General features: G+C 72.4%; 25 protein-coding genes and 1 pseudogene. 11 read left to right on the top strand and 15 right to left on the bottom strand.

The genetic code is table 11. The annotated features are described in order from the left end of the window. The first annotated feature begins 177 nt into the window (after nt 1-177). Nucleotides 178-2,277, top strand: coding sequence for a PhoX family protein (locus tag ACGFYU_RS09895; RefSeq protein ID WP_393826750.1), 2,100 nt, complete (start codon nt 178-180; stop codon nt 2,275-2,277). Between the two features lie 94 nt (nt 2,278-2,371). Here ACGFYU_RS09895 and ACGFYU_RS09890 read toward each other — a convergent pair whose 3' ends face one another. The 4 genes from ACGFYU_RS09890 to ACGFYU_RS09875 all read right to left on the bottom strand — a co-directional run bounded on the left by ACGFYU_RS09890 (nt 2,372) and on the right by ACGFYU_RS09875 (nt 7,756). Beyond that, the gene (locus tag ACGFYU_RS09890) at nt 2,372-3,637 is read right to left on the bottom strand and encodes a sensor histidine kinase (protein WP_393826789.1); all 1,266 of its coding nucleotides are present in this window, start codon (nt 3,635-3,637) and stop codon (nt 2,372-2,374) included. Next, nucleotides 3,625-4,347 carry a hypothetical protein gene (locus ACGFYU_RS09885; RefSeq protein WP_393826749.1) on the bottom strand — a complete coding sequence of 241 codons (723 nt, stop codon included), beginning with the start codon at nt 4,345-4,347 and terminating at the stop codon, nt 3,625-3,627. Before ACGFYU_RS09885 ends, ACGFYU_RS09890 begins: the two co-directional genes overlap by 13 nt. A 512-nt stretch (nt 4,348-4,859) precedes the next feature. Further along, nucleotides 4,860-6,848 (bottom strand): FUSC family protein, encoded by a 1,989-nt coding sequence (locus ACGFYU_RS09880; protein WP_393826748.1) that lies wholly within the window; start codon nt 6,846-6,848, stop codon nt 4,860-4,862. A gap of 80 nt (nt 6,849-6,928) precedes the next feature. Continuing rightward, nucleotides 6,929-7,756, bottom strand: coding sequence for a hypothetical protein (locus tag ACGFYU_RS09875; RefSeq protein ID WP_393826747.1), 828 nt, complete (start codon nt 7,754-7,756; stop codon nt 6,929-6,931). 130 nt (nt 7,757-7,886) lie between these two features. Here ACGFYU_RS09875 and ACGFYU_RS09870 point away from each other — a divergent pair, with 130 nt between their 5' ends. The 3 genes from ACGFYU_RS09870 to ACGFYU_RS09860 are packed head-to-tail and all read left to right on the top strand — an operon-like array spanning nt 7,887 to nt 9,258. After that, nucleotides 7,887-8,360: an RrF2 family transcriptional regulator gene (locus tag ACGFYU_RS09870; protein WP_393826788.1), complete on the top strand. Its 474-nt coding sequence runs from the start codon at nt 7,887-7,889 to the stop codon at nt 8,358-8,360. A gap of 35 nt (nt 8,361-8,395) precedes the next feature. Then, complete coding sequence (locus ACGFYU_RS09865) at nt 8,396-8,791, top strand: RidA family protein (protein WP_393826746.1); 396 nt, start codon at nt 8,396-8,398, stop codon at nt 8,789-8,791. Nucleotides 8,792-8,850: 59 nt separating this feature from the next. Then, on the top strand, nt 8,851-9,258 hold the full coding sequence (locus ACGFYU_RS09860) for a hypothetical protein (RefSeq protein ID WP_393826745.1): 408 nt from the start codon (nt 8,851-8,853) through the stop codon (nt 9,256-9,258). A 210-nt stretch (nt 9,259-9,468) separates the two neighbouring features. On the opposite strand, the gene ACGFYU_RS09855 is transcribed toward ACGFYU_RS09860, so the two are convergent. The 6 genes from ACGFYU_RS09855 to ACGFYU_RS09830 form a co-directional block, all read right to left on the bottom strand. Beyond that, the gene (locus ACGFYU_RS09855) at nt 9,469-9,639 is read right to left on the bottom strand and encodes a hypothetical protein (protein WP_393826744.1); all 171 of its coding nucleotides are present in this window, start codon (nt 9,637-9,639) and stop codon (nt 9,469-9,471) included. 56 nt (nt 9,640-9,695) lie between these two features. Beyond that, a complete protein-coding gene (locus ACGFYU_RS09850) occupies nt 9,696-10,052 on the bottom strand; it encodes a hypothetical protein (protein ID WP_393826743.1) in 357 nt (118 codons plus the stop codon). 93 nt (nt 10,053-10,145) lie between these two features. Further along, entirely contained in the window at nt 10,146-10,775 is a 630-nt protein-coding gene (locus tag ACGFYU_RS09845) for a hypothetical protein (RefSeq protein WP_393826742.1), read from the bottom strand. 221 nt (nt 10,776-10,996) lie between these two features. Continuing rightward, entirely contained in the window at nt 10,997-11,242 is a 246-nt protein-coding gene (locus ACGFYU_RS09840; protein ID WP_393826741.1) for a hypothetical protein, read from the bottom strand. A gap of 21 nt (nt 11,243-11,263) precedes the next feature. Further along, a complete protein-coding gene (locus ACGFYU_RS09835) occupies nt 11,264-12,025 on the bottom strand; it encodes a CbtA family protein (protein WP_393826740.1) in 762 nt (253 codons plus the stop codon). 32 nt (nt 12,026-12,057) lie between these two features. Then, complete coding sequence (locus tag ACGFYU_RS09830) at nt 12,058-12,270, bottom strand: CbtB-domain containing protein (protein WP_215015957.1); 213 nt, start codon at nt 12,268-12,270, stop codon at nt 12,058-12,060. A 221-nt stretch (nt 12,271-12,491) separates the two neighbouring features. On the opposite strand from ACGFYU_RS09830, the gene ACGFYU_RS09825 reads away from it, so the two are divergent. Next, nucleotides 12,492-12,908, top strand: a complete 417-nt coding sequence (locus tag ACGFYU_RS09825) for a histidine phosphatase family protein (RefSeq protein ID WP_393826739.1) — start codon at nt 12,492-12,494, stop codon at nt 12,906-12,908. Between the two features lie 63 nt (nt 12,909-12,971). Here ACGFYU_RS09825 and pucL read toward each other — a convergent pair whose 3' ends face one another. From pucL to ACGFYU_RS09810, 3 genes are all read right to left on the bottom strand, one after another. Next, nucleotides 12,972-13,889, bottom strand: a complete 918-nt coding sequence (gene pucL / locus ACGFYU_RS09820) for a factor-independent urate hydroxylase (RefSeq protein WP_393826738.1) — start codon at nt 13,887-13,889, stop codon at nt 12,972-12,974. Between the two features lie 230 nt (nt 13,890-14,119). Continuing rightward, nucleotides 14,120-15,481 carry an aspartate aminotransferase family protein gene (locus ACGFYU_RS09815; RefSeq protein WP_393826737.1) on the bottom strand — a complete coding sequence of 454 codons (1,362 nt, stop codon included), beginning with the start codon at nt 15,479-15,481 and terminating at the stop codon, nt 14,120-14,122. A 67-nt stretch (nt 15,482-15,548) separates the two neighbouring features. Next, a complete protein-coding gene (locus ACGFYU_RS09810; RefSeq protein ID WP_393826736.1) occupies nt 15,549-16,289 on the bottom strand; it encodes an SDR family NAD(P)-dependent oxidoreductase in 741 nt (246 codons plus the stop codon). A 158-nt stretch (nt 16,290-16,447) separates the two neighbouring features. Here ACGFYU_RS09810 and ACGFYU_RS09805 point away from each other — a divergent pair, with 158 nt between their 5' ends. Continuing rightward, nucleotides 16,448-16,957: an ATP-binding protein gene (locus tag ACGFYU_RS09805; RefSeq protein ID WP_393826735.1), complete on the top strand. Its 510-nt coding sequence runs from the start codon at nt 16,448-16,450 to the stop codon at nt 16,955-16,957. On the opposite strand, the pseudogene ACGFYU_RS09800 reads toward ACGFYU_RS09805, so the two are convergent. Then, nucleotides 16,947-17,744 (bottom strand): annotated as a pseudogene (locus ACGFYU_RS09800) (SigB/SigF/SigG family RNA polymerase sigma factor); the annotation flags it as partial. The gene ACGFYU_RS09805 and the pseudogene ACGFYU_RS09800 overlap by 11 nt on opposite strands. Nucleotides 17,745-17,962: 218 nt before the next feature. On the opposite strand from ACGFYU_RS09800, the gene ACGFYU_RS09795 reads away from it, so the two are divergent. Genes ACGFYU_RS09795 through kdpC form a run of 5 tightly spaced genes read left to right on the top strand, consistent with a single transcriptional unit; the run spans nt 17,963 to nt 22,599 of the window. Next, entirely contained in the window at nt 17,963-18,085 is a 123-nt protein-coding gene (locus ACGFYU_RS09795; protein WP_393826734.1) for a hypothetical protein, read from the top strand. After that, nucleotides 18,082-18,171: a K(+)-transporting ATPase subunit F gene (kdpF, locus tag ACGFYU_RS09790; protein ID WP_328619610.1), complete on the top strand. Its 90-nt coding sequence runs from the start codon at nt 18,082-18,084 to the stop codon at nt 18,169-18,171. The genes ACGFYU_RS09795 and kdpF overlap by 4 nt, the downstream gene beginning before the upstream one ends. Before the next feature lie 6 nt (nt 18,172-18,177). Continuing rightward, on the top strand, nt 18,178-19,857 hold the full coding sequence (gene kdpA / locus ACGFYU_RS09785; RefSeq protein WP_393826733.1) for a potassium-transporting ATPase subunit KdpA: 1,680 nt from the start codon (nt 18,178-18,180) through the stop codon (nt 19,855-19,857). Beyond that, nucleotides 19,854-21,956, top strand: coding sequence for a potassium-transporting ATPase subunit KdpB (gene kdpB, locus ACGFYU_RS09780; protein WP_393826732.1), 2,103 nt, complete (start codon nt 19,854-19,856; stop codon nt 21,954-21,956). The genes kdpA and kdpB overlap by 4 nt, the downstream gene beginning before the upstream one ends. A gap of 7 nt (nt 21,957-21,963) precedes the next feature. After that, a complete protein-coding gene (kdpC, locus tag ACGFYU_RS09775) occupies nt 21,964-22,599 on the top strand; it encodes a potassium-transporting ATPase subunit KdpC (RefSeq protein WP_393826731.1) in 636 nt (211 codons plus the stop codon). 14 nt (nt 22,600-22,613) lie between these two features. Here the strand turns inward: kdpC and ACGFYU_RS09770 are convergent, their stop codons facing one another. Continuing rightward, the gene (locus ACGFYU_RS09770; RefSeq protein ID WP_393826730.1) at nt 22,614-25,835 is read right to left on the bottom strand and encodes a BTAD domain-containing putative transcriptional regulator; all 3,222 of its coding nucleotides are present in this window, start codon (nt 25,833-25,835) and stop codon (nt 22,614-22,616) included. Nucleotides 25,836-25,852: the final 17 nt, after the last annotated feature.

Here is a 25,852-nt window from a genome sequence, read left to right as displayed (position 1 = left end):
TTCGTGGCGTCCGGCCCACCGGCACAGCCGTGGCGCCCCCCGAACTGCCGCCCCGACGTGCCGGGTTCATCGTGCGTTCATCCTTCCGCCGCCGCTTCGGCGCAACCCGCCCCTACCGTCGCGCTGGATCGATTCCGACACGTTGTCGGCGCTCATGCAGCTACTCGGAGGAAACTCGTGCGCAAGCTCCTGCCGCTCATCGGCAACCCGCATGGGAGCGGCCGTTCCGCTCTCACCTGCCGCTACCGCTGTGGCGACGCCTGCTTCCACGAGGTGCCGAACACCAGCGACAACGAGTACGCGGGCGATGTCATAGCCCGCGCCTACTCCCGCCGCGCGATGCTGCGTACCGCCGCCGTCGTGACGGTCGCCACCGCCGCCGGTACCGCCGTCGCCCTCAGCGGCCCCGGCCAGACCGCGAACGCCACCCCCGCCGGCGAGGCCGAGGCCGCCGGTGCGGGCAAGAGCGGCGAGGCCGCCCGCGGTCTGCGCTTCAAGCCCGTCGCGCCGAACACCGACGACAGGGTCACGATCCCCGAGGGCCACGACCAGAACGTGGTCATCCGCTGGGGCGACCCGATCCTCAAGGGTGCCCCGGCCTTCAACTCCGACAAGCAGACCGCCGCCGCGCAGGCCGGTCAGTTCGGCTACAACAACGACTTCCTGAGCCTCCTCCCGCTCGGCGGCGACTACGAGCGCCAGCAGCTGCTCGTGGCCAACCACGAGTACACGGACGAGGTCCTGATGTTCAAGGGCTACGACCCGGCCAACCCGACCCGCGAGCAGGTCGAGATCGCCTGGGCCGCGCACGGCCTCGGTGTCGTCGTGGTCCAGGAGGACCACCGCAGCGGCAAGCTGACCGCCGTCACCCGCCACCAGCTCAACCGCCGCCTCACCGCCACCAGCGAGTTCAAGCTGACCGGCCCGGCCGCGGGCAGCGCCCTGCTGAAGACCTCGGCCGACGCGACCGGCACCAAGGTCCTCGGCACGCTCAACAACTGCTCCGGCGGCACCACCCCGTGGGGCACCACCCTCCACGGCGAGGAGAACATCAACCAGTACTTCGCCAACGCCGGCAAGGTCACCGACCCGGTCCAGGCCGCCCGCCTGAAGCGCTACGGCGTGACCACCGGCGAGACCGAGCGCAAGTGGGAGCGGTTCGACAAGCGCTTCGACGTCACGCAGGAGCCCAACGAGGTCAACCGCTTCGGCTGGGTCGTCGAGCTCGACCCGTACGACCCGAACTCCACCCCGCGCAAGCGCACCGCGCTCGGCCGCTTCAAGCACGAGGGCGCCCAGCCGCGCATGACCGAGGACGGCCGCCCCGTCGTCTACATGGGCGACGACGAGCGTTTCGACTACTTCTACAAGTTCGTCTCCTCGAAGCAGATGAAGAAGGGCAACTCGCGCGCGGCGAAGGAGCACAACCTCACGCTGCTCGACGAGGGCACCCTCTACGTCGCCAAGCTCACCGGTGACTCCCCGGCCGCCGAGATCGACGGCTCCGGCAAGCTCCCCTCCGACGGCCAGTTCGACGGCTCCGGCGTGTGGATCAAGCTGGCCACCGCCTCGCCGTCCGGCAACGTCTCGCACGTCGAGGGGATGACCGCCGAGGAGGTGTACGTCTTCACGCGCCAGGCCGCCGACAAGGTGGGCGCCACCAAGATGGACCGTCCCGAGGACATCGAGCCCTCCCCGCGCACCGGCCGCGTCTACATCGCGCTGACCAACAACACCGACCGCGGCAAAGCCGGCAAGGCCGGAGCGGACGAGGCCAACCCGCGCAACCTGAACAAGCACGGCCAGATCCTGGAGCTCGCCGAGAACTTCGACGACCCGGCCGGTGACGGCTTCGCCTGGCGGCTCTTCCTCGTCGCCGGTGACCCGAACGACCCGTCGACCTACTTCGCGGGCTTCCCGAAGGACAAGGTCAGCCCGATCTCCTGCCCGGACAACGTGGCCTTCGACTCGCACGGCAACCTGTGGATCTCCACGGACGGCAACCAGCTCGGCTCCCACGACGGCCTGTTCGGTGTCGCGACCGCCGGTGAGCGCCGTGGTGAGCTGAAGCAGTTCCTGACCGTGCCGCGCGGTGCCGAGACCTGCGGCCCGCTGATCCAGGACAAGCGCGTCCTGGTCGCCGTCCAGCACCCGGGCGAGATCGACGGCGCGTCCGTCGAGAAGCCGCAGTCGGTGTGGCCCGACGGCCCCGGCAAGATCGTCCGCCCGGCGGTCGTGTCCGTCTGGCGCAAGGACGGCCGCAACATCGGTGTCTGACCGGACCAGTTGACCCGAAGCCGAGCCGAAGCCGACCCGAGGGGCATGTTTCACGTGAAACATGCCCCTCGGGCGTCCTATCCGTCGGATGCGGTCAATTCCCCTCCGGGAGCCTGCCGACGGGGAGCCGGAGAGTGGTGACCGTGCCCCCGTCGGGGGCGTTGGCCAAGCCCAGCGCGACCTCCAGCACCGCCGCCTGGCCGGCCACGATCGTCAGCCCCAGACCGTGGCCGCGCCCGCGGCCCGGATCGCCGGTGCGGAACCGCTGCGGGCCGTGCTCGATCAGCTCGGGCGGATAGCCGGGTCCGTGGTCGCGGACCACGACCACCGGGCCCTCCACGGTCACCTCGACGGGCGGCCGCCCGTGCTTGTGCGCGTTGGCCAGCAGGTTGGCCAGGATCCGGTCCAGCCGGCGCCGGTCGGTGAGCACCGTCGTGTCCCGGACCACCGTGACCTCGGCGGCCAGCCCGGTCCCGGCGACCGCCCGCCGCACGGCCCGGCCGAGCTCCACCGGCGCCAGGTCGGCCCGTTCGACGCCCGAGTCCAGCCGGGAGATCTCCAGCAGGTCCTCGGTCAGCAGGTGCAGGGCATTGAGTCGGTCTTTGATCATCTCCTTGGGGCGGCCCTCCGGCAGCAGCGCGGCCGCGGCCAGCGAGCCCGTGAGCGGTGTGCGCAGCTCGTGTGCGACATCCGCGGTGAAGCGCTTCTCGGCCTCCAGCCGGTCCTGGAGCGACCGGGCCATCGAGTCCAGTGCGTGCGCCACGTCCCGTACCTCGTCCCGGGAACGGGCGGGCCGTGTGTCGTCGGTGTCCCCGTCCGCCGGGAAGTCCACCCGGGCGTCCAGGTCCCCGGCGCTGATCCGGCGGGCCACGGCGGCCGTGGTCGCGAGCCGCCGGCTGATCCGGTTGGCGAGGAACAGGCCCGCCAGCGCCACCACTCCGGCCGCGAGCGCCGAGGAGGCGAGGATCGCGGTGTCGATGTCCCGGAGCCGGTCGCGGGTGTTCTCGTACGGGACCCAGACCGCGAGGGCCGTCCTGTCGGCGGGGGCGGCGGCCCACATGACGGGCTCGTCGTCGTGCTCGCCGACCATGCTGCCGGTGTCGCCGCGGGCGACCAGGTCGCGCAGGGGGCGGGGGAGGTCGGGCGGGTCGATCGCGATGTTCACGTCGCCGTGCGCGGTGCCGTACTCGTAGTGGCCGAGGGCGTGGTCGAGTTCGGTGGTCACCTTGCTGCGGACCTCTCCGACGATCTGCCGGGAGACCACGTTGTGCACGAGGATCCCCAGGGCGGCGGCGACCGCACAGCACACCGTCGTGGTGGTCAGGGCGATCTTCCAGCGCAGGCTGCTCAGCGCGCGCATCGTGGTCCGTGCGCGGTCGCGGAGGCGTCCGAGAGGGCGGGGCACTCGTCCAGGGTGAGTTGGGAGAGGGCCATGATCCTGGCCTGCGGGTCCCAGACGTAGTCGGAGACGGCGACGTACTTGGGGTTGGACGTGGGCTCGCGGACCGCGAGGTGCTCGGCGGCCACCTCCACGCCCTCCAGGACCCCGCGGCGGGACAGGACCCGGGCGATGGATCCGTCGTCCTGGACGGTGTAGACGCGCAGCTCGCTGAGGCGGCCGTCGATGTCGAGGGCGGTGATCAGCTCCTCGCGGCCGTTGCCGGTCAGGTCGTGCAGGACGCCGGGGCGCACCGGGCAGTCGGGGCCGCCGTCCACAGCCTGTGTGCAGAGCGCGAGCCGCTGGAGGGCGCGGGGGTCGACGAGGCGGCCGGTGCCGGCGTCCTGGGCGAGGGCGGCGGTGACGTCGGCGCGGACGACGTCGACGGCGCGGACGCCGCGCATGCTGAGGTTGGCGACCTTGGGGAGGCCCGGGACGACGGTGGCCGTGCCGGGTTTCTGGCCGGGGTCGGGCGGGGCGGGGCGGATGTCCTTCCACAGGGTCTGGGGGGCGTGGACGGTGCCGAGGTCGCCTTGGCTGCGGAGGCCTTGGACGTCGGCGCAGCCGGGCGCTGCCGCGAGCATGACGGCGAGGGCGGTTCCGGCGAGGGGCCGGGGGCTGCGCATGCGCATGCCCCGATGCTCTCCCGCCGGCGCCGCGGGGGCGCGAGGGCGGGGCCATCCGGGGGACGGCCGTTCCCTTGGCGGGGCTCGCGGGCGTCCCGGCGGGGGCTTCGTGGGGGTCGGGGCCCGTCTCCTGGCCGGGGCTTGGCCGGTCCCTTGGCGGGGGCTTCGCGGGGGCCGGGCCATGGCGGGGGCTTCGTGGGGGTCGGGGCCGGGGGGGGGGTGTCGTCCGGGACGGGCTTCGATGTTCGGCGCCCTTTCCGCGTCTGCTCTGCCGGACGGCACAACGCGCCGAATTCATCTCGTTTTAGTCCCGGCCGACACCCCACCCCGTCCCCGACCCCGGCCGTAGCGTTCCGACCCTCACGCCACCAGGCACATTTCAGCCCTGGCCGGGCAAATGCAGCCTCGCCGGCGATTGAGGCGCGGGGTACGGGGCGGAGCCCCGGGTCTTTGACGGGTCCTGGCGGAGTCCGGGGAACCGGGCGGGTAGGGGACCGGCTCCGGGCAGCGGCATACGGTCAGGCTGGGTGGGTCAAGGCTTGGGCTGCTGCTACCTCCTGGTGGAGGGGGGAGAGGACCTCCGAGGTCGGGGAGGAGGGAGGCACCGGGGCGCCGGCGGGGGTGGTGTTGGTGCGGACCGCCGTCGCGAGGGTGTGGAGCTGGGCCGTGAGGGCGGCGACCTCCGCAGGAGAGGGCGGGGGCGCGCCGTGGTTGACGCGGACGCGGGCGGCGGTGGTCGCGTCCACGATCCGCTCGACGGCGACCACCAGCGGCCACCACGCGGCGGCGCGGGTGCCGGTCGGCGGGGGTTCGGTCAGCGCCCGTTGGAACTCGCTGCGGACCCCCGAGAGGTCGCGATAGATGCGGCGCCGGGCCTGGAGACGGGACTGGCGGGCGGCCCGCAGCGCGGCTTCGTCCGCGACCGGGGCGAAAGCCCGCTCCACGTACCGGGCGGCGTCGTCCACGGTGTCCGCGAGCCGGTCCCCGATCCGTGTGTGCCAGCTCTCGGGCCACAGCAGGTAGCCCGCGACCAGGGTGATCGCGCAGCCGATGAGGCTGTCCAGCAGCCGGGGGCGGATCAGGTCGAAGCCCTGGTGGTTGAGCAGGTCCGAGAGGAGCAGGATGACCGGGGTGATCGCCGCGGTCTGGAAGGCGTAACCCTTGGCGGAGAAGGCGGGGATCAGGGCCGCCAGGACCATCATCACCGGTACGTCCCACCAGCCGCGCGGGACCTCGGACAGCACCGCGGCGGCGATGACCAGCCCGGCCGCGGTGCCGAGCGCGCGCAGTACGGCCCGGGAGAACACCGAGCCGAAGTCCGGCTTGAGGACGAAGGTGACGGTCAGCGCGACCCAGTAGGACCGTTCGACCTCGATGAGGGAGACGAGGGACTGGGCCAGGCCGATGCACAGGGCGAGGCGCAGCCCGTACCGCCAGGAGGCCCCGGACATCATCATGTCCCGCACCGCGCGCCGGGCGCGGACCCGCAGGGCGGCGGGCCGGCCGAGCCGGTCGTCGACGTTGTACGGGTCGGGTTCGGCGAGGTGCACGATGGTCGCCGCGTGCCGCAGGGCCGAGTCGACGGCCCGCTCGGCCGGGGTCTGCGGTGCGGGCAGGTCCAGGACGGGGGTGCCGGTGCGGCCCTCCTCGACGGCGACCGCCAGGTCCCGTACGGCCGCCGGGATCTCCGGTGCCAGCGGCCGGCCGCGAAGGTGCGCGGCGGGCGCGGCCTCCACGAGCGGGATCACCACGTTGAGCTGGGCCAGCATCCGCACCAGGGAGGGGCTGCGGCCGTGCACCCGGGCCCGGCGGCCGAGCACGAGGTCGTAGGCGTGGTTCAGGGCCTGGGTGACCTGGAGCCGGCGCTCCTCGTAGCCGGCGGTGGCCGCGGGTCGCCCGGCGGCCTCCAGGGCGTCGGCCAGGGCCCGGTAGGTGGCGGCGACGGCGGCGCGCTCGGGCCGGCGGCCGCGCAGCGGCCAGCCGAGCAGGGTGAGGACGAGTACGAACAGCCCGCCCGCGGTCAGCAGCAGGGGGGCCGTCCACCAGGGGCGGGGCAGCGGGAGTCCGGCGCCGACCACGGCGTTGAGGAGGAACACCAGCCCGGACGCGGAGGCGACCGTGCCGATGGAGGAGATCATCCCGGAGACGAGGGCGATGAGGGTGAGGGCGCCGACGGCGAGCCAGCCGTGCCCGAAGACGAGGGTGCCCAGCGCGACACCGACGGCGCCGAAGAGCTGGGGGACGGCGATGTTCAGGATCCGCATCCGGTAGGCGTCGGCGGTGTCGCCGATGACCCCGGAGAGGGTGCCCATGGAGAAGAGCGCGCCGTACTCCGGCTCGTCCAGGGCGAATCCGATGGCGAGGGGCGCGGCCAGTGCCACCGCCGCGCGCATCGCGGCGGCCCAGGGGATCGGCGCGGTGCTCGGCCGCAGTCCCTGGAGCAGCCAGGCGGGTGGCGCCAGTGGATGGTGCCTGGTTCGCCCGGACGGTATCTGTTCGGTGCTCATTCCGCTTCCGTGCCGCCGTTTGCGAATCGGTTCTTCTGGGCTCTTCTGCGTCGTTCTGCGTGCGTTGGTACCTTCCGAGCTTATGGGGTGCGGCGCAGTCGGCCCATCAGCCAGGCGCCGAGCGCGGCGGCGAGCCCGATGGCCAGCACCACCCAGGCGGTGGTGCGCAGGAACGAGGTGAGGGCGTCGTAGACGGCCCCGGCGGCCCGCCGGTCGATGTCGGCGGGCAGATCGTCGAGGGCGAGCCGGCGGCACACGTCCACGGCGATCCACAGCAGTCCGGCCCCGATCGCGAGTCCCAGCCCCGTGGCCATGACGGCGCGCCGCCGGTGGACGGCGACCGCGATGGCCGCCGCAGCCAGGAGCACGGTCAGTACGGGGAGCCAGATACCGGCGACCTGGAGCATGCGGAACCCCTCCCGGAGCGCGCCGAGGTTGTCGTACTCCATGACCTTGACGGAGAAGTGGGTCACCGGGATGCGATCGGCGAAGGGCACGCCGTCGGCCACGAGTTCCCCCTTGACCTGGTCGATGACGGGGGCGAGGTCGATGGTGAGGGCGTCGCCGTGGCCGGTGGTGAGCGCGTCGAGGAAGGCGGCGTGGGCGGCGCGGTTGGCCGCGTCCCAGGCGGTGCGGTAGGCGGGGGTGCCGGCGAAGGAGTGCAGGGCCTCGTCGAGCAGGGCGTCCACCCCGATCTGGAAGGGACCGGCGTCGATCTGGTCGGAGAGGGCGCGGCCGACCTGGGTGACGACGACGCCCTGGACGGCCGGGTTGCTGGCGAGGGGGGACATGGCGGCGGTGTAGCGGTCGGCGTCGCCCAGCTCGCGGTCGGCCCAGTACGCGACGGCGCTCGCGGGCACCAGCAGGGCCACGAGCGCGATGAGTACCGCCGACAGGATGGTGCGCACGTCACCAGGGAATGCCGGGGCGGGGCCCCGCGCCAGCGGTGTTGGTGCGGGCGGGTGGCGGGGGAGGGTGACGGGTGGTGTGTCGGCCTTGCCTTCCTGATTCTGGACATTTAATATCCAGGTTATGAAGATGAGCGAGGGCGTCGAGTGGGCGCTGCACAGCTGCGTCAACCTGGCCTGGATCGGACCGGAGCGGGCCGTGTCGGCGGCCCGGCTGGCCGCGTGGCACGAACTGCCCCCGGCCTACCTCAACAAGCAGCTCCAGGCCTTGGCCCGGGAGGGCATCGTCACCTCCACCCCGGGCCCGCGCGGCGGCTTCCGGCTGGCCCGCCCGCTCACCGACATCTCGCTCATGGACGTGGTCGCCGCCGTCGAGGGGCCCGAGGAGGCCTTCCGGTGCGCGGAGATCCGGCAACAGGGCCCGGGCGCAGGGCCGAAGACCACCGGGGGTCCCGAGTGCGCCATCGCGCACGCCATGGGCCGGGCCGAACTGGCCTGGCGCAGGGCCCTCGCGGAACAGAACCTCGACGAGATCCGGCAGCAGGCCGAACGGCAGGCCCCCGAGGCCCCGGAACGGCTCCGCGCCTGGCTCGCCACCCGCTAGACCCCACGTACGGACACGGAACCAGGGAGCTCGGCATGACGCGCAGCATCATCAATCCGGCAGGACTCCACACGCCGACCGACTACGGCTACAGCCACATCGTCTCCGCCCCCGGGGAGCAGGTCTTCATAGCCGGCCAGTACGGCTCCGACGAGAGCGGCCACGTCGTCTCCGAGGACTTCGCCGAGCAGGTCGAGCAGGCCTTCGCCAACCTCCGCACCGCGCTCGCGGCCGTCGGCCTCGGGCCCTCCGACGTCGTCCGGATCGGCACGTACATCGTCGGCCACGACCGGCGGAAGCTGGAGGTCCTCCTCAAGCAGCTGCACGCCACCTGGGGCACCGAGCTGCCCGCGCAGACCCTGATCGGCGTGGCCGCCCTCGCCCTGCCCGACATGCTCTTCGAGATTGACGCGGTTGCCGTACGCGGGTGATCCACTTGCCGCCCGGAGGTGGCGGGTGTGCCCTGGATGATGGGAGAGAGGAGCCCGTCATGGCACATGCGGCACCCACCGCCCCGCGGCGGCAGCACCGGCAGATGGCGGACATGACCCACCTGAGCAGGAGCGCCTACACCAGGCCCCTGCTGATGGGACTCGTCTACGGGGTCTGGGCCGCCTTCATCAAGCGCCAGATGGGCCCCGTCGACGCCGGGAACGTCTTCTACGGGATCCTGTGCGGCGCGCTGTTCGCCGCCTGCATGTTCGCCCTGGCCCGCATCGGCCCGCGGATGAAGCGGGAGCTGCACGCCACGGCCTACGGCGTCTTCGCCGGCGTCGCCGTCGGCTACCTGCACAGCCTCACCAACTCGTCCGTGCTCAAGGCGACCGTGATCGGCTTCTTCGTGGCTCTCGGCGTCGGCGGGGTGGCGTTCTACCGCTACTACACCCGCGAGGACTGAGGCGGCGCCCCCGAGCCCGGACCTTCGCCCCGGCCCGGCCGTACTTTCGGCCGGGCCGAGTCGGTACCTCTGCCTGAGGCGGCCGGGTGGCCGCCCGGCGGAGACTGGCGGTGGCGCCGGTTCCCGAGCCCCGTGGTCGAACCTCACATGACCACTCTCCGTTGCCGAGGGGCGCGGGAACCGGTGCCTTTCACGTCCGGAGCGCTCCGGTTACGCGGCCGAGTCCGCGGGAGCCGGGCTCGCGGTCTGGCTCGCGGTCTTCTGTGGCTCGCTCTCGGACTCGGCGGCCTCCGCCGGATCGGCCTGGCGGACCGGCGGGGTGAAGCGGGCGGCCTCGGCGCGGAGCATGGCGTTCAGGGCGGCGTACGGGTCGATGGGCATGGCGGAACCTCACGGTGATCGAGGGGGGTGTGGGGGGTCTGCGCTGCTCGGCCTTCTCAGCAGCGCAGGACCACACTCCGCACCGTCCGCAGGGACAGCGGCGGTTCGGCCGTCTCCCACGGGGGCGTGCGCTCCACCGGGGCCGCCTGTTTCACGTGAAACACCGGGAGCGGTGTCCGCCGCGTGCCCGGCAGTACCCCGCGCAGGACCGTCCGTACGGCGGCCCGTACCTCGGGATCGGCGGGGCCGGGGTCGTTCTGCCCCTCGGTCGGTTCGGCGGGCGCGGTGGAGGAGGGCCGGGACTCGGCGGCCGTCGCGGCCGCCGGACCGGCACCGAACACGCAGAGCAGCACGACGCAGGCCACCGTCAGGGCCCTGGTCAGTGCCGTCCGTGCGCGATGCCTCCCGCTCATGCGAGGGGTGTGCCCCGCTTCGCCGGGCGACTCCCGCACGGACCACGAGAAGCCCCCGACCGGGGGACGAAGACACCCCCCAGGACTGACGGCTCAGCGACCGCGCCGCTGTCCCGTCAGCCGGGCGAGCACGGCGGTTTCGCCGCCGATCAGCCGCAGTTGGGCCCGCCCGGCCCGGTCCTCGCGGCCCGTGGCCTCGCCGGGTGAGATCCGGATGACGGTGAACACGGCGGTACGGCTGTCCGCGCGCGGGACCTCGATGGTCCGGCCCCGCTGGAGCCCGGCCAGCTGCAGCCCTGATCCGCTGATCACGGCGGTGCCGGCCGTGCCCGGCGCCGGACTGCCCGCGTCCCAGGAGGCCTCCTCGTGGCCGCCGGCCGCCAGCGGTACGTCGATGCCCAGGCTCGGGATGCGCAACCGCAACGGCGGCGCGGCCCGGAGCGGCTGCGTGACCCCGCGCAGCGGACCGGCGGCCGTCCTGGGCGAGCGGGCGCCCTGCCCGGGGCGGTGCTCGCCGGACTCCTCCAGCTGCCGCACGAGACGGCGGTGGTCGGACAGCCCCAGTGCCCGCGAGGGCAGCGCGTCGTCCGTGGCCGAGGCCACGGGCTTGGCCCCCTCGGTACGGAGCAGCGCACCGATGCCGGTGGCCAGCAGAACCACCGTCACGACGGCGGCCACCTTCCCCCAGACACCGCTGGGCGCTTCCCCCGAGGCGCGAGGCATGGGATTCCCTCCTGTCCGGCTCGTGCGGCCGGGTCATGTGAGCAGTGGACACCTCCTCTGCCCGCCCGCACTCCGTGAAACACGCAGGACTGACGAAGCGTCACGGGCGTGTCGTCACATAATCCGGCCGTCTTCGCAGCTGACAGCGGTCCGCCCGGCACGGACCGGGGGTGGGGACGGCTACGCCCGAACGGGTGAGATGCGGAGGTCGGTCGCCGGCGTCACACCGCGATCAGGGCCGCCGCCGTCGCGCCCATCAGGGCGGCGGCGAGGTGGACGGCCGGGTGGCCGTAGTCGCCGGACCAGAGGTGCCGGGCCAGGCCGCCGAGGGCGGCGAAGGCCGCGATCACGCCGATCTGGCCGAACAGCGTGATCGCGGTGAAGGGGGCCAGGAGCAGCAGGAACGAGCTCAGCCAGAACGGGGCCGCGCCCGTCCAGCCGCGCCATTCCCGTATCGCCGTGGGCATGTACCACCGGCCCCCTCTTCATCAACTGGTCGGCTGAACAGCCTCCTTGGGCGCGGCGGCCGGCACAAGGGCGCGTTCGGCTAGATGACCGAAGGCGAGGCCGAAAGTCGTCCACAGCGCGGCCTGGATGGCCAGGGACGCGAGGCGGAACGACCAGATCAGCGCGGCCGGGAAGTCCTCCGGGACCTCGTTGATGCCGGGCAGGACCGCGTACGCGATCCCGACGGCCAGGACGAAGAACGCACCGCCGGCGATCGACGCGTTCCAGTTGCCGAGCTTCGGGGCCAGCCTGCGGCCCAGGATCAGCGCGCCCGCCGCGAGCAGCGCGCTCAGAGCGATCATCAGGAGGTAGAGGGCGGTCCGCCGGGCGGCCGTGTCGGGGTCTCCGACGGCCGGCGGATTGGCGGGGTACTTGAAGAACGGCACCAGCGTGACGGTGACGAACAGACCCCCGGTGACCAGCGCGGCCGTGGCCCGCGGGCCGAAGCGGCCGATGCGGCCCAGGGCGAAGCAGAAGACGAGCGCGGCGATGCCGCCGAGCGCGACCCCGTACAGCAGGACGCCCGTGCCGAGGCCGGCCGTGGCCTGGAGGGCCCGGCTGACCGGGGCGTCCTCTGCGCCGTGGTCGTGGCCGGCCGCGATGTGGCCGGCCTCCTCGATGGCGATCGCCGCGTCCACCTTGGACTCACCGAGGAGGTACGCGACGAGGAAGGCGGCCACGCCGGCCAGCAGGCCGGCGAGCATGCCCCGCACCAGCAGGACGCGTGGGGAGAGAGTGTTCACGTTGTGGATCCCTTGCCGAGACAGGTACGGGCTCAGTGGCAGGGGAAGCCGAGGAGGTGGCGGCCGTCGTGCAGCCACTCGTGGACGTTCTCGCCCTGGAAGACCGCGGTGGCACCCTGTTCGATGCCGACGAAGTACAGCAGGACGAGCATGAGGACGGCGACGAAGGCCGCCCAGGGGGCGAGCGCGGAGAGCGAAATCGGTGCGACGGCAGGGGCCGAAGCGGGCACGGCGGAGTGGGCCATGGCAGGAACCTCCAGAGGGAACACGCGTCCCGGTCAGTGGTGCTCGCGACGACGGTGGCGGGTCTGACTTGCCTCCCCCTTCCGGGAGGGTTCACAGTGGCGCGACCGTGCCGGATTCTCACCGATGCTTCCGTCGTACCGTCGTCATGTAGTTATGTCGTCCGAGACCGTACCGCGCTTACGCTCCCCTTATGAAGACCTCCTCGGTACGAGTCCGACTCGTGAGACTCCCGTTGGACGCGGAAAACCGCGCCGCCCGCTTCGGCCACGGGGAGCCGTGCCCGGGATACGAGGGCTTCCGCGGCCTGGACGCGGGGGAGTGGGCGGGCCGGACCCTGGACGAGGTCGCCGGGGCCGATCCGGCCGCCGTGCACGCCTGGTTGACGGATCCGCGCTACGCGCCGCCCGGCGGGGAGTCGGTGGAGGCGCTGATCGCCCGCGTCGGGGCGGAACTGGACGGGCTGGCGGCGGCCACCCACCGGGCCGAGGTCGAGCAGGCCGTCGTACGGGCGGCCGTGGTGCACGCGCTGGAACTGCCCGCGGCGGCCTTCTGGCGCCTCGACGTCAGGCCGGAGTCGGTCACCACCCTCACCGGGCGCTCGGGCCGTTGGAACCTGCTCGTGGGGCAGCGGGAGTAAGCAGCAGAACGGCCCGGACCCCGCGACGCGGTCCGGGCCGAACCGGGTTGCGGCGGCGGGGTGTTACGCGACGATCCAGTCGGAGGTCGCGATCACCGGCTGCACGCCGTCACGGTGGATGGTGCCCTCGATCAGGCCGTACATGCGGTCCGCCGCGAAGTAGACCTCGTTGTCGTTCTTGAGGCCGAAGGGCTCCAGGTCGACGAGGAAGTGGTGCTTGTTGGGGAGGTTGAGGCGTACCTCGTTGACCTTGGGGCAGTTGTCGAGCACCCGCTCGGCCATCTGGTTCAGGGTCTGCTGGAGGGAGTACGAGTACGTCTCCGCGAAGGCCTCCAGCATGTTCTTGCGGACCTTCTTGTACGACTGGTCCCAGTCGTAGTCGGCGTCGTCGGCGGCCAGCGCCGAGTGCGCCCAGCGCGCGGTGACCTTGGTCGCCAGGATGCGGTCGTACGCCTCCTGGAGGGTCGTGTACTTGTCCTTGATGTAGCCGTGGAACTCGGAGTTCGTCGAGTTCATCACGGTCAGGTCCTTCAGACCCGAGATGACCTGGAGGCCGGTCGTCTCGCTGTAGGTGATCTGCGCGGTGCGCACCTCCTGGCCCTTGCGGACGAAGGAGTGCTGCTCCTTGCGCGTCGGGACCGGGATGCGCTCCCAGGCGTACTCCTCGATGCGGATCTGCGCTTCGCGGATCGGCTGCTGCGAGGAGACGAAGTGCTTGGCGAGCAGGATGCCGAAGGCCTCGGGGGAGGCGATGCCGTGCTCCTTGCCGAAGGCGTACACCGTGTTCTTGGTGGTGTCGGTCGGCAGGCAGTTGGTGTTGTCGCCGGTGAGGTGGACGTCGCGGAACTCACCGCGGAGAGCGACCGAGACGTTGAGGTCGCGGATCTCGTGCCACGAACCGTCGTTGCCCTTGCGGGTGACCTTGACGATCCGGTTCTCGGCCTTGCCGTACTGGTTCTGCGCCAGGACGTGCTTGCTCATGGCTGTCTTCCTTCGGGTACACGGAGTCCGACTGGCTGGATCCCGTACGCCCGGCGTCCAGCGGTCGGCCCGCTCCCCGCCGTTCGGTCACGGAGGACCGCCCCGGGACTGACGTGCATCCCGGTCCGTAGGTGCTCTGTCGGATTTCAGCATGTTCACGTGGTGTTCGTAATGGCGCGGAACATCCAAGACAGGCACCCACGGCTTGGGCGACCCTCCATCTGCACAGGTCAGGCCATGTGCGCGTCCGCCACCGAGAGGGCCTCGTCGAGGATCTCCAGCCCCTTGGCGACGTCGTCGGCCGCGATGTTGCAGGGGGGCGCGACGTGGATGCGGTTCCCGGCGAGCAGCGGCCACAGCCCGCCCTTCTTGCAGGCGGCGCCGAAGGCGGCCATCGGCGCGTTGTCCGCCCCGGCGGCGTTGTACGGAACCAGCGGCTCGCGCGTCTCGCGGTCCCGTACGAGTTCCAGGGCCCAGAAGGTGCCCAGACCCCGGACCTCCCCGATCGAGGGGTGCCGCTCGGCGAGCGCGCGCAGCCCGGGGCCCAGCAGCTCGGCGCCGGTGCGGGCGGACTGCTCGACGATGCCCTCCTCCTCCATGACGCTGATCGTGGCGACGGCGGCCGCGCAGGCCAGCACGTGCCCGGAGTACGTCAGCCCGCCCGGGTAGGGGCGGCGGGCGAAGGTCTCGGCGATGGCGGCGGAGATGGCGACCCCGCCGAGCGGCACGTATCCGCTGGTCACGCCCTTGGCGAAGCAGAGCAGGTCGGGGGTGACGTCCCAGTTCTCGGAGGCGAACCAGGTGCCGGTGCGCCCGAAGCCGACCATGACCTCGTCGAGGATGAAGACGATGCCGTAGCGGTCGCAGAGCGCGCGCACGCCGGCGAGGTAGCCGTCCGGGTGCACGAGCACGCCCGGGGCGCCGCCGACGGTCTCCAGGATGATCGCGGCGATGGACTGCGGGCCCTCGAAGACGATGGTGTCCTCGAGGTGGCGCAGGGCGCGCTCGCACTCCTCGGCCGGCGTCGCCGCGTAGAAGGGCGAGCGGTAGGCGAAGGGCCCCCAGAAGTGCACGACGCCGGCGGTCGCCGAGTCGTTGCCGAAGCGGCGGGCGTCACCGGTCAGGTTGATCGCGGTGGAGGTGGCGCCGTGGTAGGAGCGGTACGCGGACAGCACCTTGGGCCGGCCGGTGTGCAGCCGGGCCATCCGTACGGCGTTCTCGACGGCCTCGGCCCCGGCGTTGGTGAAGAAGATCTTGTCCAGGTCGCCGGGGGTGCGCTCGGCGATCAGCCGGGCCGCCTCGGAGCGGGCGTCCACGGCGAAGCCGGGCGCGACCGTACACAGCTTGACGGCCTGCTCGGCGATGGCCGCGGCGACCTTGGGGTGCTGGTAGCCGATGTTGGTGTAGACGAGCGCGCTGGAGAAGTCGAGGTAGCGGTTGCCCTCGTAGTCCCAGAAGTACGAGCCCTCGGCCCCGGCCACGGCGAGCGGGTCGATGAGCTCCTGCGCCGACCAGGAGTGGAAGACGTGCTTCCGGTCGGCTTCTTTCACGGCGCTTTTTGCCGCGGCGAGGGCGTCGGACTCTGCATTCATGCGTCGAGGGTAGTTGTCCGGGATGTGGATCCGGGGGTGCCTTCGGGGCGCATCCCGCATGCCGGACTCAGACGATGTGGCGCCCGCCGTCGACGGTCAGGACGTCGCCGGTCGTGTACGCGGCGTTGACCAGGTAAAGGGTGGCCTCGGCGACGTCCTCGGGGGTGCCGACGCGGCGCAGCGGGGTGTTCTCGGTGATCCAGTCACGGGAGCTCTCCCAGACCTGCTCGGCGTCCTCGTACCACGGGGTGTCGATGAGCCCGGGCGCCACGGCGTTGACGCGGACGGCCGGGCCGAGCTGGGAGGCGAGCAGGCGGGTCATGTGGTTGAGCGCGGCCTTGCTGACGGCGTACGGGATGGAGCTGCCCAGCGCGCGGGTGGCGGAGACCGAGGAGATGTTGACGATCGAGGCCTCGCCGGACTTCCGCAGGTGGGGCGCGGCGGCGGTGATCATCTGCCAGGCGCCGACGACGTTGACGTCGAGGATCTCGCGCCAGGCCTCGGCGTCGGCGGCCTCCAGGTCGTCCAGCGGGATGAAGCGGGTGACGCCCGCGTTGTTCACCAGGATGTCCAGCCGGCCGTGGACGTCGACGGCGCTCCGCACGATCCGTCGCGCGTCCGCCGCGTCGGCGACGTCCCCCTGGACGTACACCGCTCCCGGCAGGTCGGCGGCCAGCGCCCTCCCCGCGCTTTCGCTGCGGGCCGAGTTGATCACGACGCGGATGCCCTCGGCGCTCAGTCTGCGGGCGATGGCGGCACCGATTCCGGAAGAGGAACCGGTGATCAGGGCGACGCGGCTCTCGGCCATTGCTCTCCTCCTGGGGTCCTGGGGTGCTGTCGAGCGGATTGGATCTTAAATTATCGCATGGTGGAAACTGATTTCCGAGATGTGAAACTTCAGAAAGGGTTGAGTGGCGGTCGGCGCCCTAGGATGGGCCTCTTCGGCGGGAGGAGGCGGGAGGCCCTGTGACCGAGCAGACGCGGCGGCTGGTCCTCGGCGGTGCCACGACCGGGGTCGTGGGCCGGTGCCGGGACTTCACCCGGCGGGCACTCGCGGACTGGCAGTGGGCGGGCCGGGCCGGGTGGCCCGAGGCCGTGGACGACGTACTGCTGCTGGTCTCCGAGGTGGTGACCAACGCCTGCCTGCACGCGGGCGGCCCCCGCGAACTGGTTCTGCGGCACACCCCCGAGCGGCTGCGCGTCGAGGTCAGCGACGGGAGTCCGGAGCACCCGCGCCGACGGGGGCCCGGCGACCGCGCGCTGCCGGGAGGGCACGGGCTGATCGTGCTGGAACGGCTCGCGCGGAGCTGGGGGTCGACGCCTTCCGGGGACGGCCTGCCCGGCAAGACGGTCTGGCTGGAGGTGCCGGCCCGGCATCCGCAGCCGCCGTCGGCTCCGCCTGGCCCGCCTGGCCCGCCTGGCCCGCCCGGGCCGCCGGCTCCGCAGGGTCCCCCGAGCCGTCCGCCTCGTCGGTGAGCAGACCGGTGCGCAGCCGCGCCAGCGTGCGGCTCAGCAGGCGGGACACGTGCATCTGGGACAGGCCCAGCCGGTCGCCGATCTCGGTCTGTGTCAGCTCCTGCCCGAACCGCAGCGAGAGCAGCGTCCGCTCCCGCTCGCTCAGCCCGTCCAGCATCGGCTTGAGCGACTCCAGGCACTCGATGCGGTCGTACGCCTCTTCCTCCTCGCCGAGCGAGGGCCGCTCGGCATAGGTCTCCCGGTCGCCGCCGTCCTCCTGCGCCGGCGCGTCCAGGGAGCGCGCGGAGTACGCGCACGCCGCCTTCCGCCCCTCCGACAGCTCCTCGGGCGTGACCTCCAGGTGCAAGGAGAGCTCGTCGTCCGTGGGCTCCCGGCCGAGTTCCTGCTCCAGGACGTCGTGCGCCTTCGCCGTGTCGATCCGCAGCTCCTGGAGCCGCCGCGGGACCTTGACGGCCCAGCTGGTGTCCCGGAAGAACCGCTTGATCTCGCCGGTGATCGTCGGGATCGCGAACGAGGTGAATTCCACCCCGCGCTCCGGATCGAAGCGGTTGATGGCCTTGATCAGGCCGATCGTGCCGACCTGGACGATGTCCTCCATCGGCTCGCTGCGGCCACGGAAGCGGCGGGCGGCGTACTTCACCAGGCTGAGGTTGAGCTCGACGAGGGTGTTGCGGACGTAGGAGTACTCCGCGCTGCCCTCCTCCAGCTCGGCCAGCCTCCGGAACAGGGACACGGACAGGGTCCTGGCCTCATGGGTCGCGACGTCTGTGAGCTCTGTGCGGTGCATGGCCTGCGCTCCTCCGACGGTGCCACCCCGGGGGGCAGGGGCGCGGCCCGGGATGCGTCGTCGCGCTGTCCCAGGGGATATACCCGGACGAAGCCGTGCGTACCCCAGCGATTCCTCGACGGGCTGCCGCGTTAGGGATGCGTCAAGGGCGGGATCCCGGGCGTATGGGGGTCGTCAAGGGAGGCTGTGGACGGGGAAAAAGGGCGTTCCACTCGGAGGTGTCCGAAACACGTCCCTCGCACCTCCGGGAGCTCACGATGGCCGATCTGGCCTTCGTCGTCACCACGATCGCGGTCTTCGCGCTGGTGGCCTTCGTCGCCAAGGGGGTGACCAAGCTGTGAACGCCGAGAACATCGTCGGTCTGCTGGTCGCCGTCTCCCTCCTGGGCTATCTCGTCCTGGCCCTCGTGTACCCGGAGAGGTTCTGAGCCCCGATGAGTCCCGTTCTTGCCGGGGTGCTCCAGCTGCTCGCGCTCGTCGCCGCGCTGGCCCTCGCCTACCGCCCGCTGGGCGAGTACATGGCCCGCGTCTACTCCTCGGAGAAGCACTACGAGCCCGAGAAGTGGATCTACAAGGCGATCGGCGCCAACCCCGACGCCGAGATGCGCTGGCCCGCCTACCTGCGCTCGGTCCTGGCCTTCTCGACCGTGAGCGTCCTCTTCCTCTACCTGCTCCTGCGCCTGCAGGGCAGTCTGCCCGGCTCGCTCGGCTTCGCCTCGATCAAGCCGGACCAGGCCTTCAACACCGCCGCGTCGTTCGTGGCGAACACCAACTGGCAGTCGTACGCCGGTGAACAGGCCATGGGCCACGTCGTGCAGACCGGCGGCCTGGCCGTGCAGAACTTCCTCTCGGCGGCGGTCGGCATGGCCGTCGCGGTGGCCCTCGTACGGGGCTTCGCGCGCGCCCGTACGGGCGAACTCGGCAACTTCTGGGCCGACTTGGTGCGCGGCACCTTCCGCGTCCTGATCCCCCTCGCGGTGGTCGGCGCGGTGGTCCTGGTGGCCTGCGGGGTCATCCAGAACTTCTCCGGCATCCACGAGGTCGGTCAGTTTTTGAATGGGCACAGCACGGGCGGGACCCAGCAGTGGAACGGCGGCGCGGTGGCCTCGCAGGAGGTCATCAAGGAGCTCGGCACGAACGGTGGCGGTTACTTCAACGCCAACTCCGCGCACCCCTTCGAGAACCCGACGCCCTTCTCGAACCTCTTCGAGATCTTCCTGATCCTGCTGATCCCCTTCGCCCTGACCCGCACCTTCGGCCGGATGACCGGCTCGGTCAGGCAGGGCTACGCGATCCTCGCGACGATGGCCACCATCTGGCTCGGCTTCACCGCGCTGATGATGTGGACCGAGTTCGCGCACCACGGCCCGGCGCTCCAGGCCGCGGGCGGTGCGATGGAGGGCAAGGAGACCCGCTTCGGCATCGGCGCCTCCGCGATCTTCTCGGTCGCGACGACGCTGACCTCGACCGGCTCGGTGAACTCCTTCCACTCCTCGTACACGGGCCTGGGCGGCGGTATCCAGCTGCTGGGCATGCAGCTGGGCGAGATCGCGCCCGGCGGTGTCGGCTCCGGCCTCTACGGCATGCTGATCATGGCGATCATCGCGGTGTTCATCGCGGGCCTGATGGTCGGCCGCACCCCCGAGTACCTGGGCAAGAAGATCGGCACCCGCGAGATCAAGCTCGCCGCCTGCTACATCCTCATCACCCCGGCGGTGGTCCTCGGCTTCACGGCCGTGGCGATGGCCCTGCCGACCCCCGTCCACTCGATGGCGAACGGCGGCGCGCACGGCTTCTCGGAGGTCCTCTACGCCTACACCTCCGCCGGCAACAACAACGGCTCCGCCTTCGCGGGCCTGAACGCCGACACCCAGTGGTTCAACACGACCACCGGCCTGGCGATGCTCCTCGGCCGCTTCCTGCCCATGGTCTTCGTCCTCGCCCTGGCGGGCTCGCTGGCCGGGCAGCAGCCGGTGCCCGTCACGGCGGGAACCCTGCGCACCGAGAAGCCGCTGTTCACCGGCCTGCTCGTCGGCACGATCATCATCGTCACCGGTCTCACCTACTTCCCGGCCCTCGCGCTGGGTCCGCTTGCCGAAGGGCTCGCCTCATGAGCACCATCACCCCCACCCGTGCGCCCCACCAGGACGCTCCGACCGGCCACGAGGAGCCCGGCCAGGGCCGGGTCGGCGGCGGACTCTTCGACCCGAAGCAGCTGGTCAGGTCCTTCCCGGACGCGGTCCGCAAGCTCGACCCCCGGGTGATGGTCAAGTCCCCGGTGATGTTCGTGGTGGAGGTCGGTTCCGTACTGACCACCCTGCTGGCGATGGCCGACCCGACGGACTGGTTCGGCTGGGCGATCACCGCCTGGCTGTGGCTGACCACGATCTTCGCGAACCTCGCGGAGGCCGTGGCCGAGGGCCGCGGCAAGGCCCAGGCCGACACCCTGCGCAAGGCCAAGACCGACACCGTCGCCCGGCGGCTGAACGGCCCGGCGGAGGAGCGGGTGCCCGGCACGGAGCTCCGTATCGGCGACCTGGTCGTCTGCGAGGCCGGCGACATCATCCCCGGCGACGGTGACGTCGTCGAAGGCGTCGCGTCCGTCGACGAGTCCGCCATCACCGGTGAATCCGCCCCGGTCATCCGGGAGTCGGGCGGCGACCGATCCGCCGTCACCGGCGGCACCAAGGTCCTCTCGGACCGGATCGTCATCAAGATCACGACGAAGCCCGGCGAGACCTTCATCGACCGCATGATCAACCTGGTCGAGGGCGCCGCGCGGCAGAAGACCCCCAACGAGATCGCCCTCAACATCCTGCTGGCCTCGCTGACCATCGTCTTCCTGCTCGCCGTCGTCACCCTCCAGCCGTTCGCGATCTACGCGCACGCCAAGCAGTCGATGATCGTCCTGGCCGCGCTGCTGGTCTGCCTGATCCCGACCACCATCGGCGCGCTGCTCTCCGCGATCGGCATCGCGGGCATGGACCGCCTGGTCCAGCGCAACGTGCTGGCCATGTCCGGGCGCGCGGTCGAGGCCGCCGGCGACGTGTCGACGCTGCTGCTCGACAAGACCGGCACCATCACCCTCGGCAACCGCCAGGCCTCCGAGTTCGTCCCGGTCAAGGGCACGACGGCGGCCGAACTCGCCGACGCCGCCCAGCTGTCCTCGCTCGCCGACGAGACCCCCGAAGGCCGCTCCGTCGTGGTCCTCGCGAAGGACTCGTACGGCCTGCGCGAGCGCCACCAGGGCGAGCTGGCGCACGCCGAGTGGATCGCCTTCACCGCGCAGACCCGTATGTCGGGCGTGGACGTGGACGGCCGCAAGGTCCGCAAGGGGGCCGCCGGTTCCGTGGTCGCCTGGGTCGAGGAGCGGGGCGGGCGGGTCGCCGCCGACGCCCAGCTGCTCACCGACGCCATCTCCGCCGCCGGCGGCACCCCGCTGCTCGTCGCCGTCGAGGACGAGAAGGGTGCCCGGGTCCTCGGTGTCATCCACCTCAAGGACGTCGTCAAGGAGGGCATGCGCGAACGCTTCGACGAGCTGCGCCGCATGGGCATCAAGACGGTCATGATCACGGGTGACAACCCGCTCACCGCCCGGGCCATCGCAGAAGAGGCGGGCGTGGACGACTTCCTCGCGGAGGCCACCCCCGAGGACAAGATGGCCCTCATCAAGCGGGAGCAGGCGGGCGGCAAGCTCGTCGCGATGACCGGCGACGGTACAAACGACGCCCCGGCGCTCGCGCAGGCGGACGTGGGCGTGGCGATGAACACCGGCACCTCGGCCGCCAAGGAGGCCGGGAACATGGTGGACCTGGACTCCAACCCCACCAAGCTCATCGAGATCGTCGAGATCGGCAAGCAGCTGCTGATCACGCGCGGCGCCCTGACGACCTTCTCCATCGCCAACGACGTCGCCAAGTACTTCGCGATCATCCCGGCCATGTTCGCCGTGGTCTACCCGGGTCTCGACAAGCTCAACATCATGGGCCTGCACTCCCCGCAGTCCGCGATCCTGTCGGCCGTCATCTTCAACGCACTCGTGATCATCGCCCTGGTGCCGCTCGCCCTCAAGGGCGTCCGGTACCGGCCCACCAGCGCCGACAAGATGCTCCGGCGCAACCTCGCCCTCTACGGACTCGGCGGCCTGATCGCCCCGTTCATCGGCATCAAGCTCATCGACCTGCTCATCTCCCTCATCCCCGGCATTGGGTGACCCCGCCATGAACAACTCCGTCACGAACACCGCCCGCCTCCTCGGCGCCGGTCTGCGCGCCCTGCTCGTGCTGACCGTCCTGTGCGGCGTCCTCTACCCCCTGGCCGTCACCGGCATCGCCCAGGCCGCCTTCGGCGACAAGGCCAACGGTTCCGAGATCAAGGACAAGAGCGGCCGGGTCGTCGGCTCCGCCCTCATCGGGCAGAGCTACGGGGGAGACCTCCACTGGTTCCAGCCCCGTCCCTCGGCCGGGCTCGGCGAGAACAGCGTCAACACCCAGTACAAGCTGCTGCTCTCGGGCGCCTCCAACAAGGCCGCCGACAACCCCGACCTGGTCAAGGCGGTCGAGGAGGCCAAGACGAAGGTGCTGGAGGAGAACACCGTCCCCGGCTACACCCCGGAGGCCGCGCGGATCCCGGCGGACTCCGTCACCTCCTCCGGTTCCGGCCTCGACCCGCACATCTCCCCGGCCTACGCCGACCTCCAGGTCCACCGCGTCGCCTCGCTCAACGGCCTGCCGGTCGCCGAGGTGCGCAGGCTCGTCGACGAGCACACCCAGGGCCGCACGCTCGGCTTCATGGGCGAGCCCCGCGTCAACGTCCTGGAGCTGAACACCGCCCTGAAGGACCTCAAGCAGGGCTAGGGGGTGTCCGGCGTTCAGCCGTCCAGCGTGAGCCGCGCCAGCTTCCGTACGGCCTCCATGGCCTCGCCGGCGCCACCAGTACGCGCCGCCTCGGCGAAGTACTCCTCGTACTTCCCGCCGAGCGCGGCGCGCGCCGCGCTCTCCACGCGCGCCGCGTCGGGGCGCGCGTGGTCCGGCCCGCCGCGCACAGCCAGGGCCGCGCCCAGCAGCCGCGCCGCCTCCGGGGCCCGGTCCAGTTCCACCGCGTGGTGCGCGACGCCCACCAGCACCTGGGCCACCGTCGGGGCGTGCAGGCAGGCCACCGCCAGTTCCAGCGCCTCGGCCCGGTGGGCCCGGGCCGCCTCCCACGCGCCGCGCGCGGCCTCCAGATAGCCGAGGGTGTCGTACAGCACCGCGTGGAAGACAGGGTGGACGGAGACGTCCCGGACCAGCTCGCGGGCCCGCTCCAGATCCTCCCGGGCCCGCGCCGGCTCGCCCCGCCACCGCAGCAGGTCCGCCCGGCCGTGCGCCACGGTGGCCAGCGCCTCCGGCCAGCCCGCGGCCCCGGCGTCCCGCTCCGCCTCCGCCATGGCCGCCGCACTGGCCCCCGGGTCCCCGGCCAGCCAGTGCAGGTGGGCCTGTCTGATCCGCGCGTGCAGCCGGTCCTCGACGACCCCGATCTCGCCGATCACCGCGACGGCCTCCTCGTAGTGGCCGAGCGCCGCCCCGAAGTCCCCGCGCCGGCCGACGAGATCGGCGAGCACGGTCAGCGCGAAGGAGATCCCCCAGCGTTCCCCGAGCCCGCGGAACCCGGCCAGTGCCTCCTCGATCGCGGCCTCCGCCTCCTCCGGCGGGCCGCCCGCCCCGAGCAGGGTCCTGGCTCCGCCCAGCCGGGCGTGCGCCCCTACCCAGGGGTCCTCGTCCGTCAGCAGTCCCGCCCAGGCGTCCGGCTGCGGGGAGTCGCCGTCGCCGTTGCCGCGCAGCAGCCGCCCCAGCGGGTCCAGGAAGCGGACCACCGGATGCCGGCTCCCCGAGCGCTCGGCGAGCAGCAGCCCCTCGCGCAGCAGCTGCGCCGACTGCAGGTCGTCGCCGAGGCCGGCCGTCGTGAACAGCACGGCCAGCGCGCAGGCCAGGGCGCGCTCCGCCTCGCCCTGCTCCCCGTCCGGGTGCGGCAACGCCAGGGCCTGCAGGGCCAGTTCGGCGCCCTCTGCCTTCCGGCCGCCGAGCCACCAGTACCATCCGGCCGCCGCCACCAGCCGTACGGCCGCCCCGGCGTCACCGGCGGCGATGGCCCCGCGCAGGGCCGCCCCCAGGTTGTCGTGCTCCTCGGCGAGCCGCGCGCGCCACCGCAGCTGCTCGGCCCGCCGCAGGTACGGGTCCGCCGTCCGCGCCAGCTCCGTGAAGTACGCGGCGTGCGCCCGGCGCACCGCCTCCCGCTCGCCGGCCTCCTCCAGCCGCTCCAGCGCGTATGCCCGGATCGTCTCCAGCATCCGGTAGCGCCCGTCGTCCGCCGTCACCAGCAGGGGCTTGTCGGCGAGGGAGGTGATGAGGTCCAGGACCTCGTACTCCGCCACGGGCCCGCCCGCGCACACCCCCTCGGCGGCCTCCACCGTGGCGCCGCCGGGGAAGGCGGCGAGCCGCCGCAGCAGCGCGCGCTCCGCGTCCGTCAGCAGCTCCCAGCTCCAGTCGACGACCGCCCGCAGGGTCTGGTGCTGGCGCGGTGCCGTGCGCGCGCCGCCGGTCAGCAGCCGGAACCGGTCGTCCAGCCGGGCGGCCAGCTGCTCCGGGCCCATCGTGCGCAGCCGGGCCGCCGCCAGCTCGATGGCCAGCGGCATCCCGTCCAGCGCCCGGCAGATCCGGATCACGGCCGGGGCCGTCCCGTCGGTGACCGTGAAGCCGGAACGGGCCGCCGCCGCACGGTCGCCCAGCAGCCGGACGGCCGCGTACGAAAGGGCCTGCTCGGCGTCGGCGTCCGGCGGCGGCAGGGCGAGCGGCCTCACCGGCCACACCGCCTCGCCGGTGAGGCCCAGGGGCTCCCGGCTGGTGGCCAGGACGTGCAGTCCGGGGCATGCGCCGAGCAGCCGGTCGGCCGTGGCCGCGGCCTCCTCGATCAGGTGCTCGCAGTTGTCCAGTACGAGCAGGGCGGTACGGGTGCGCAGCGCCGAGGTGAGCCGCTCCAGCGGGTCGCCGGCCGCCGCTGACGCGTGTTCCCGCACTCCCATGGCGTGCAGTACGGCCTGTGCCACGTCGGCGCCGGCGCTCAGCGGCGCCAGCTCCACGAGCCAGACGCCGTCGGGGAAGCGGCCGAGCAGCGGGCGGGCGCTCTGGACGGCGAGCCGGGTCTTGCCGGCGCCGCCCGGGCCGATGAGCGTGGTGAGCCGGAACCGGGCGGTCAGGTCGGCGACCTCGGCGAGGTCCTCGTCCCGGCCGACGAAACTGGCCAGCCCGGCGCGGAGGTTGGTCGGCGGCGGTGCGTCGGGGGTGTCCGGGGCCGCGGTCGTGGGTGCGGGTGCGTGGGGAGGCCCGGGCAGCTCGCCGCGCAGTACGGCGGTGTGCAGCGCGGACAGCTCCGGCGAGGGGTCGGCGCCGAGCTCCTCGGCGAGGACCTCGCGCGCCCTCCCGTAGGCGGCGAGCGCCTCGGCGGGCCGCCCGGCGGCGACGAGCGCCCGCATCAGCGCCCCGACGAGCCCTTCCCGCAGGGGGTGTTCGGCGACGAGGGAGGTCAGCTCGCCGGTCAGCTCCCGGCCGCGCCCGACCCGCAGATCGGCCTCGATCCGGTCTTCGAGGGCCGCCATCCGCAGCTCGGTCAGCCGGGTCACCGGCGCCCGGAAGAACTCGGAGGCCGCCACGTCCAGCAGCGCCGGGCCGCGCCACAGCGCCAGGGCCCGGCGCAGCAGCCGCGCGGCCTCGCCGGGGTCGGCGGCCAGCGCCCCGCGCCCGGCCGAGGCCAGCCGCTCGAAGCGGACCACGTCCACGTCGTCGGGTTCGACGACGAGCCGGTACCCGGCCGGATGCGAGGCGACCTCCATGCCGGTCAGCGCCCGCCGCAGCCGGGACACCAGCGCCTGAAGGGCGTTGGCGGCCCCCGTCGGCGGATCGTGCTCCCAGATCCCGTCGATGAGCAGCTCGGAGGCGACCACCCGGCCCGGTTCGAGCGCCAGCAGGATCAGCAGCGTCCGCAGCCGCGCCCCGCCGACTCCGACGCCGCCCCCGTCCTCGCCCCGTACCTCCAGGGCTCCCAGCATCGAGATCCGCATGAGGCCCATTGTGCGGT

This window comes from Streptomyces sp. NPDC048337, from assembly GCF_043201175.1.
Lineage (GTDB): Bacteria > Actinomycetota > Actinomycetes > Streptomycetales > Streptomycetaceae > Streptomyces.
The sequence above is the reverse complement of the archived record's forward strand: the minus strand, read 5'-3'. Positions and strand labels throughout refer to the sequence as shown.

Coding starts and splice junctions, on each gene's coding strand:
- ACGFYU_RS09890 (WP_393826789.1), bottom strand. CDS start 3,637: ATGCGCGCGCTGAGCAGCCTGCGCTGGAAGATCGCCCTGACCACCACG.
- ACGFYU_RS09885 (WP_393826749.1), bottom strand. CDS start 4,347: ATGCGCATGCGCAGCCCCCGGCCCCTCGCCGGAACCGCCCTCGCCGTC.
- ACGFYU_RS09880 (WP_393826748.1), bottom strand. CDS start 6,848: ATGAGCACCGAACAGATACCGTCCGGGCGAACCAGGCACCATCCACTG.
- ACGFYU_RS09870 (WP_393826788.1), top strand. CDS start 7,887: ATGAGCGAGGGCGTCGAGTGGGCGCTGCACAGCTGCGTCAACCTGGCC.
- ACGFYU_RS09865 (WP_393826746.1), top strand. CDS start 8,396: ATGACGCGCAGCATCATCAATCCGGCAGGACTCCACACGCCGACCGAC.
- ACGFYU_RS09860 (WP_393826745.1), top strand. CDS start 8,851: ATGGCACATGCGGCACCCACCGCCCCGCGGCGGCAGCACCGGCAGATG.
- ACGFYU_RS09855 (WP_393826744.1), bottom strand. CDS start 9,639: ATGCCCATCGACCCGTACGCCGCCCTGAACGCCATGCTCCGCGCCGAG.
- ACGFYU_RS09850 (WP_393826743.1), bottom strand. CDS start 10,052: ATGAGCGGGAGGCATCGCGCACGGACGGCACTGACCAGGGCCCTGACG.
- ACGFYU_RS09845 (WP_393826742.1), bottom strand. CDS start 10,775: ATGCCTCGCGCCTCGGGGGAAGCGCCCAGCGGTGTCTGGGGGAAGGTG.
- ACGFYU_RS09840 (WP_393826741.1), bottom strand. CDS start 11,242: ATGCCCACGGCGATACGGGAATGGCGCGGCTGGACGGGCGCGGCCCCG.
- ACGFYU_RS09830 (WP_215015957.1), bottom strand. CDS start 12,270: ATGGCCCACTCCGCCGTGCCCGCTTCGGCCCCTGCCGTCGCACCGATT.
- pucL (WP_393826738.1), bottom strand. CDS start 13,889: ATGAGCAAGCACGTCCTGGCGCAGAACCAGTACGGCAAGGCCGAGAAC.
- ACGFYU_RS09815 (WP_393826737.1), bottom strand. CDS start 15,481: ATGAATGCAGAGTCCGACGCCCTCGCCGCGGCAAAAAGCGCCGTGAAA.
- ACGFYU_RS09810 (WP_393826736.1), bottom strand. CDS start 16,289: ATGGCCGAGAGCCGCGTCGCCCTGATCACCGGTTCCTCTTCCGGAATC.
- kdpA (WP_393826733.1), top strand. CDS start 18,178: ATGAGTCCCGTTCTTGCCGGGGTGCTCCAGCTGCTCGCGCTCGTCGCC.
- kdpB (WP_393826732.1), top strand. CDS start 19,854: ATGAGCACCATCACCCCCACCCGTGCGCCCCACCAGGACGCTCCGACC.
- kdpC (WP_393826731.1), top strand. CDS start 21,964: ATGAACAACTCCGTCACGAACACCGCCCGCCTCCTCGGCGCCGGTCTG.
- ACGFYU_RS09770 (WP_393826730.1), bottom strand. CDS start 25,835: ATGCGGATCTCGATGCTGGGAGCCCTGGAGGTACGGGGCGAGGACGGG.